This is a genomic window from Candidatus Stygibacter australis (assembly GCA_030765845.1).
In the GTDB taxonomy this organism is placed as follows: Bacteria; Cloacimonadota; Cloacimonadia; order Cloacimonadales; family TCS61; genus Stygibacter; species Stygibacter australis.
Genome location: JAVCDJ010000105.1, coordinates 1 through 8,222 on the forward strand (window position 1 = coordinate 1; position 8,222 = coordinate 8,222).

Below are 8,222 nucleotides of genomic sequence, written 5' to 3' on the forward strand. Positions count from 1 at the left end.
AAAGACTTTATGGAATATTTTTATTTATTGTGGGAATAATATTTATTTTACAGGGGTAATATATGAGAAAAACAATAATCTTACTTTTTATCATACTAACAATGTTTTATGCTTGGGCAGAAGAATTAAATGATGAAGGTTCACTTGTTGGAGTACTTTATCATCAAACCGCAGCTGAATATCAGGCAATATGCTACCAGGCATACAACCTGGCCTCAGATCAGGTGATGAGGCTTTCGCAAAAGGAATATCAGAAGCCTTTGGCAGTGATCCTTGATGTGGATGAGACGGTGTTGAGCAATAGTAAATACAATGCCCTGGAAGTTATCAGAGAGCGGGAATATCCCAAAGAATTTTATCAATGGATAGAGGAAATGAACAGCGAACCAATCGCAGGTGCATTGGAATTTACTAAGCTGGCAGACAGCCTGGGCATCAAAATATTTTATATCACAAATCGCAGAGATCATAAACAGGCAGCAACCATTGGTAATCTCCAGAAGTATGGTTTCCCTCAAGCGGTCCCTGAGCAGGTATTATGCAAAGTAAAAGAATCTTCTAAAGAAAAACGACGTCAGCAGGTAATGGCTGAATATGATGTTCTGGTCTTGATAGGAGATAATCTGATAGATTTTGCTGATTGCTTTGCTGGTAGAACTCTGGAAGAAAGATCAGATGCAGTAAAAACCTGGAAAGCTGAATTTGGACGCAGATATATTATCCTGCCAAACACAATGCACGGATTCTGGCAGAAAGTGATAGCGGATTTTGAATATAACCTGACGCCTGAGCAATTACGCGAAAAGCGTTTAAAACATCTTAAGTATTAAGGAGAGATCATGTTTCCGGATTATAGTAATAGTATAGTAAACCTTATGGGCAGTCTTTCAAAGGCAATGAAAGCAAAGCCGATCTATGAGCCTTTAGCAGGACTTGATGCAGATTATCTGGCAGAAAAAGAAATTATTATCATGCTTAATATTGATGCTCTGGGTTATCAGTTAGTAGAGCAATTAGGAAAAAATACCATTCTGGGTGATAATGTTAAATTTGAGATGACTTCCATATTCCCGACTACAACTGCCTGTGCCACGGTAGCTTATCAAACAGGGATGGCGGCCTGGAATCATGGGCTTACCGGCTGGTTTGTGCATCTCAAGGAATTAGGTGCTTCTTCCACTATTTTACCTTTCTGCTCAAGATATAGCTGGGAAGGATATGAAAAGAGCGGGATCGATATTGCAAAAGTATTAGACTGCGGAAGTATCTATGACACTTTCCAGCGGGAAGTTTTTAGTATCACCAGTAAATCACTGGTTAACACTCCAGTAACCCGTTACCTTACAGGAAGTGCTAATACCCTGCCCTATAAAGACCTGAAAGGATTCACCCGCAATATTATCAAAGCAGCTAAGAAGAAAACTAAACAACCGAAATATATCTATGGCTACTGGAGCAAACTTGATCATATTGAGCATCGCGATGGACCTGATGGGGCAAAAACCGCTGCTCATTTTGCTGAGCTGTGTCAGGCGATTGAATATCTCCACACAAAACTGCATAAAAAGAACTATATCCTGTTGATCTCCACTGATCATGGAATGTTGAAGGTAACTCCTGATAAGGAACTAGATAAAAGTAAATTCCCTGAACTGGATAAAATGCTGAATCTGCCCTTCTCAGGTGAACCACGCGTACCATATTGCTACATAAAACCGGAATACAAAGAGAAATTTGAGGAATATGTGAGTACTCAGATGAATGAGTACTGCGAAATCTTAAGCCGTCAGGAAGTTATTGATAAAGGCTGGTATGGCAAGGGCATTGAAAACCCCCGGTTCCGTGACCGGATTGGTGATTATATCCTGCTGATGAGGGATAATTATGTGCTCAAAGACACGGTATTAGGCAGCAGCGGGATCAAGTTCCAAGGCTATCATGGCGGCATGACACCTGATGAGATGCGCATACCCCTGATAATAATCGAGGATTAGCAAGTTACCTTGCGAATGGTCGCCAGACCTCCGCAATGGTGACGGTCAATTCCCAAGATCTCAGCCTGGTGCAAATGCGAACTTCTATTTACTGATAACTATTTTGCCTCCTGGCAATGATACTGTGTAATCAGGTTGATACATGGCTTCCAGATAAGTGGGAGGCAATTCAAATTCCCCCGCTGTCACCGCTCTTATCTTCACTTTGTATGTCCGGGAATTATCATTATTTCTATTCTTAAAATCAAAGAACCACATGATGCGATCATCACGAATATCTATATAATCTGCAACTTGATTATAGGAATTATTTCCTTCTAATCTTTCATTAATGATCTCCCAGCCAGTGGGTAATATCTGGGTTAATGCCATGTTTTCCACATTCACCTTTTCCTTACGGGTCAGGGTAATAGAAAGGGTATATGCCTCTCCCTGTTTCAGCTCATCCAGAGCAATAGTTTTTTTATTAGAATCAGTTAATTTCCGTTTCAGACTGAAGCTGCTGTTTGTGATCTCAGGCCCGGCTTTGGCAGGGATCCTGTCATAATATAAAGTAAACGCTGCCGGGGCAGAATCATTTTCAAGTATTACTTTAATATTATCTGGATCATTCAAATTATATTTCCAGTCATTACCACTGATATCAAATGTTTTCTTCTGCCCGTTTTCTTCTACATATCCCTTCACAGGTTCAGATGAGAACATTTCCGGATGTTTCTCTGCATAGCTGGATAATGCCCAGAGCATAAAAGCCCGGGATTGAGTAGAATAATACCGGTTTTCATTCATACTGCCAGCCAGGTTATCATAAAGTTTTCTGGCAATCTCATCTTGACCCAGATCGCTGGCAATAGCCAGGATTATGGCCCGATCTCTTTCATTACTACCATAATTATAACGGTAATGGCTATTCACCGTATTTACATCTTTTCCGGCTTCTTTGGCAATTTTAGCTGCCATATCACTTTGTCCTGCTGCCTGATATGCTCCAGCCAGTAGCCAGCGGTTGGTGTTATCAAGCTGCTGAAAGCGGTTTTGCCATAAATAATTCATCATATTTATCTGAGGTTTACCGGCTCTTGCCAGCACATATAGCTGATAAGATTGTACTTTGAGTAAGCCTTTATCTTCTGTATAAATCCCACTTATCCCGGTTTTGCTCATGTAATTCAAAGCCTTTTCCAGCATTGCTCCGGGAATATAATAACCTCTCTCTGATGCTTCTATCAGAAAATGCGCCGTATAGATGGTTGACCAGAGATTTATTGTTGTAGATCCACGCCAATAGCCAAATCCACCGGAATAATTCTGATATTCAGCCATCTTTTGCAATCCCTTTTCAATATTCCTGTCAATATTACCCAAAAGCTGAGCACTCGTATTCTTATCTATCAGGCTGGAGATAAATAATTGCGGGAATACAGAAGAGACTGTCTGTTCCAGGCAGCCATAGGGATATCTCACCAGATACTTGAAATGCTTATTATAATTAAAAAAACCTGGTCTGCTAAAGACGATTTGTGAGCTTTCAGTACCTTTTAAGCCATCCTTATTAATATCAAGAACTGTACTTTTTCCGGCCTGAATAATTTCCCTTTCAGAAACCAGTTGGAAAGGCTGCAAAGGCCTTACCGGGATATCAGTTACCCGTTCATGCTCATATTTACCGGATTGTGCCCGTACGGTAATACTCACCGGATCAAGATCATTCTGCATTTCTGCAGTAAAGAATACGAGCCCTTCACCACGGTCATTCAAGGTTACTTCAGCACTGGTTCCGCCTGTAAAAGTTATTGGTCCTGTAGCTGAAATATTTACCTGAGCTCCTTTGATAGCTTCCTCAAAACTAAAAACTTCTACTGGAATGCTGAATTTATCCCCAGGTGCCAAAGCTCTGGGCAGAGTGGGATTCACCATCAGTTCCTTGCGCACTGCCACAGTTTTTGCAGCACTGCCAAATCTATTTCCACTGGCGCTAACTGCCATTATCCTGACCGCTCCCAGATAGTCCGGCATCATAAATTCCACTTTTGCTTTGCCATTTTTATCAGCAGTGATAATTCCTGAAAACATTGATACTGGCTTGAACCGCTTCATTTTGGTCAATTCAACCTGCCTTGACCCCACTGATAAGGCAGTACCGGAGATGCTATCTTCCGTATATATTCCACCTCCAATAGCAAAATGACTGGCAATATCACCATTCTCGAGATCTATTATTTTATCAAAATTATCACAACTCTCTACTTCCAGTCTTTTTTTGCGATAAAAATAATTCCAGGGATCAGGAGATACATAATACATTAAGGAAAGTAAGCCTTCATCCACTACAGCTACAGTGATCTGTGTTTCCCTACCAGGAGTTGCCTGTATTTCACAGGTGAATTTCTCCTGAGGGCAGATTATCTCAGGTACTTTCATTTCCAGGTATTCAATTGTACTTTTTTCGATCACCTTCAAAGGTATAATGCCATACATCCGCAGAGGACGGTCATTATTACTGGTCAATTGCCCCTGGATAACTGAGATAGTGGTATACACACCCGGCTGCATATCTTTATTAATAGCAATTTTCACGTCTGCCTGAGTTTTTCCGGCTGGAGATTCATACCACCACCAATCCAATATCTGATCTTCCTTTTCCACTGTCACCATCGTGCGTGTATTGGAATTCACCGGAAAACTAAGATGAGCAATTTCTCCGGGCTTATATTCTGTCTTATCTGATAAAATTTCCAGAAGTCCAGCTTCATCTTTATCCCTGCCTAAAGCGTGCCGTGAGGTATAAAAGAATTTTGAGCTTACATGCCCTTTTTCACCTTTAGACTGATGAGTAACTTCCACCAGAATATTGTGACCCTGCACTTTCGGCAGTTTATACTTGATAGGCTCATAGCCCGAAAGAATTGTCTCATTTTGCACTAAATGAGTGGATTCTGCCTGTTTATAACTCATCCGGTAGCTGGAATAATTATCATATTCCCACCACCAGTAGCTGTCATTTTCATATACGCGCACTTGCAAATTCTGCCCGGCAACCAACTCTCCTTTGGTATCCAGTAGCACAATTTCCATTTCATTATCTTCATCTTTGCTCAAATAGCTGCTGGCTGAATGAAGTCCCACATAATATTCCCAAGGATCCCATAAAAGCCTGATAGATTCCTTACTTGCGCGTCCACCTTTATCTATCACATCGGCATTTATACGAACTAAGCCTGCTGAGCGGAATTCATTGCCTTCAGGACGTTCCCAGGTTAAAATGCTTTTACCTTCCTCATCAAGAACTGAATTAAATCTATTATTATTATCCAAAGTTTGCACTTTCTGACTGGCATTGACAAAGGAAAATCTATTCCACTTTGTTTGACTAAAACTTTTATCTGCACTAGTTGTATTATAGCTAAAATTTACTTGTAAACCAGCGGCTGGGCTACCGAAAAGGTAATTTGCTGTCAGCGTAAAATCAAATTGCTCATCTGATGCAGAAATCTTATCAGCTTGTGGCTCAAAACTTATCTTCAAACGCTCAGCAGCAATGGTTTCCACATGAAATACCTGACGAAACTCATTATCTCCCACATTAACTTTAAGCTGCCAGGTACCTGTGGGGTCTCCGGTTTCAGTAGAAAACGGTAAATGATAAAATCCATCTTTACCGTTTTTAAGTACAGTTTCATATATTTTTACCTGATGAGGATCATAAATCTCGATTCCCAGAGGATGGTTCTCGGGGAAACTGCCATCTGGATTGCGCATGATGATAGCAAAATTAATCTCATCTCCGGGTCGATATACTCCCCGTTCTGTATAAATATAAGCCTGCAGTTTCTCCGAAGTGCCGGTAACTCCTCCCACATCAAAAGTACTGGTTTCCCAGGAATTTCCATAACCCAGTTTTAAAAGACTCTGCTGATCTTTTTTTCTGGCAGCTACAAAAAATGGCTTGTCTTCCGACGAATATTGAAAATAACCCTCTTTGTCACTATAACCTTCGGCAAGTATCTGATTCTGAAAATTATAAACACTTAGATGCACTTCACTCTCTGGCTTACCCTTCAGCACATTACTTACCATACATAAACTTGTTTCTCCACCCTGTTTATGCGTTATTGCCAGATCAGAAACTATAACCGGCTTGATTATTGTCCCATTTCTATAATAATAATAATTCTGAAGCGGATCTCCATAATTTGAATATCGTGCCGGAATGGTATCATTCTTACGATATAACACATCATTTTTCGTTACTGATAATTTCACTACATAAACACCATATTTATAGGCTGGCAGTAGCTCAGAAATATTCAATTCATGCTGCAACCACGTATTTCTGGTTTCACCAATTTCCAGTTTACCCTCAGCTACCTGTTTTCCCACTCGATTCAAATTATTCATTGAATGTTGACTGGTTTCATTTCTAAGCGTGTTGTCCTGTAAAAACTGACACATATTATTCTCATAAACATGCACTACTTCATAATTAACGGTTTTTACGTTTATTGTCCTGAAATAGAGATTATTCTTATTGGCACTCGTCAAAAATACGCCATCATCACTAAATACAAGCCTTGGGTTCTGATCTTCCACTGCAAGGGTAACGGAAAACCCCTTTGACATGACCTTATTATTGGTACTGACAATATCTTTAATAATTGTCAGCAGATATTCTCCTCGATACAGGAAATCTCCATATACCCGCACGATATTGCTATTTACATCCAAGGAAATTTCTGGCTCTTTGATGTCTTTATTTTTGGAAGTTACCCTGATCATATAATACAGATCCTGATTTTTAGCAATATCATCAGAAAATTCTATTTTTATATAAGGCGTTTCCTCATTCACAAAAGCTGCCTGTTTCACGATCAGTTCATTCTCATCCTGAATATTGATCTGCCTGTCGATATCATAAGCCAGTTGCACATCACTGCCTTTTATAAAGAATTCCAGTGATTCCACGCTATCCTGATATCTTATCTTTTCGCTTATAAAATTAAAGCTGTTCAACCCCTCTTCTTTCCAGTTGATATTATATTTATTCCCGCCATACGTGATCTTACTTGCTTTATTGAGATCAGTTAGCTCTATTGCTGTAAGAAATTTTATTTTACTGGAGAATCTAAAATAATCACTGTCATCCTTTTCAAAATTTATCTCACAGTTCAGCTCCGTCACATCCTGGCCAATCGCAGTAAAATGAAAAGTAACCGGAGTTACCAGACTATCTTTTGCACTTCTGCCGGCTGGTAATATTGTGCACTCATATTCTCTACCAATGCCCAGACTACCTTTGGGGATAAAGTTGATGGTATTCTTATCGATCCAGACGCTTCTTCCCGTGATATGAGGTTCAAAAGTAAAATCAAGTTCCTCCACCTTTTTGCCCTTGTGATATTTCAAGTTGTGACCTTCCTGAAGAATGATCTCAATAGGAGTATTTGCCACCAGATAATCCCCGGTTGTTGATTTTATCTCCTTAGTCAGATCAAAAATATTATTGTTTATTTCACGCTTACGTTCACAACCACCAGCTATCACTGATAAAACTATTACAACAAAAATCATTACTCGTATCGTCTTTTGCATAACCCCTCCAGATATATTTTTTATAGGTCCTATAAGTCCTATAGGTCCTATAACACTTCTCTCCTAAACCTTGCCTTATCAACCGCCTTCTTCCAACCCTCACAAAGATCAATCCGCTTCTCCACCCTGATCTTAGGATAAAATTTCTCACATTTCTCAGAATCTTTCTTCCTGCTGCCAAATCCCACAGCCCTGGCAGCAAGTTTCCCCGCTCCCAGCACCGTGCTTTCTATCTCCTGTGGTCGCAGCACATCACATCCCAATATATCCGCCTGAAACTGCATCAAAAAGTTATTAGCTGCTGCGCCACCATCTACCCGTAATTCTTTTAAGATTAAGCCCGCATCACGCTCCATACTCACCAGCACATCACGCGTCTGAAATGCCAGCGATTCCAGTGCTGCCCGCACAATGTGCGCTTTCCCGCAGCCACTGCTGAGTCCGCAGATAATTCCTTTTGCCTCAGTATCCCAATAAGGTGCTCCCAGTCCAGCAAAAGCAGGCACAAAATAGACTCCTTCATTATCAGGTACGCTCAAGGCGATCTGCTCCGTTTCAGCCGCAGTTTCAATGATTCCCAGATCATCTCTTAGCCATTTAACTACTGCTCCACCGATAAACACACTGCCTTCCAGAGCA

The 8,222-nt window shown here is 40.5% G+C and carries 4 protein-coding genes; 2 read left to right on the forward strand and 2 right to left on the reverse strand.

Annotation, left to right across the window (positions count from 1 at the left end; all coding sequences use genetic code 11):
- The first annotated feature begins 62 nt into the window (after positions 1–62).
- Together RAO94_05545 and RAO94_05550 are read left to right on the forward strand one after the other, a co-directional pair.
- Positions 63–830 carry a 5'-nucleotidase, lipoprotein e(P4) family gene (locus tag RAO94_05545; GenBank protein ID MDP8321793.1) on the forward strand — a complete coding sequence of 256 codons (768 nt, stop codon included), beginning with the start codon at positions 63–65 and terminating at the stop codon, positions 828–830.
- Between the two features lie 9 nt (positions 831–839).
- The gene (locus RAO94_05550) at positions 840–1,994 is read left to right on the forward strand and encodes an alkaline phosphatase family protein (protein ID MDP8321794.1); all 1,155 of its coding nucleotides are present in this window, start codon (positions 840–842) and stop codon (positions 1,992–1,994) included.
- Positions 1,995–2,078: 84 nt separating this feature from the next.
- Here RAO94_05550 and RAO94_05555 read toward each other — a convergent pair whose 3' ends face one another.
- Both RAO94_05555 and RAO94_05560 read right to left on the reverse strand, forming a co-directional pair.
- Positions 2,079–7,583: an MG2 domain-containing protein gene (locus RAO94_05555; GenBank protein MDP8321795.1), complete on the reverse strand. Its 5,505-nt coding sequence runs from the start codon at positions 7,581–7,583 to the stop codon at positions 2,079–2,081.
- A 47-nt stretch (positions 7,584–7,630) separates the two neighbouring features.
- On the reverse strand, positions 7,631–8,222 hold a 592-nt coding region (locus RAO94_05560), incomplete at its 5' end, for an FGGY-family carbohydrate kinase (GenBank protein MDP8321796.1).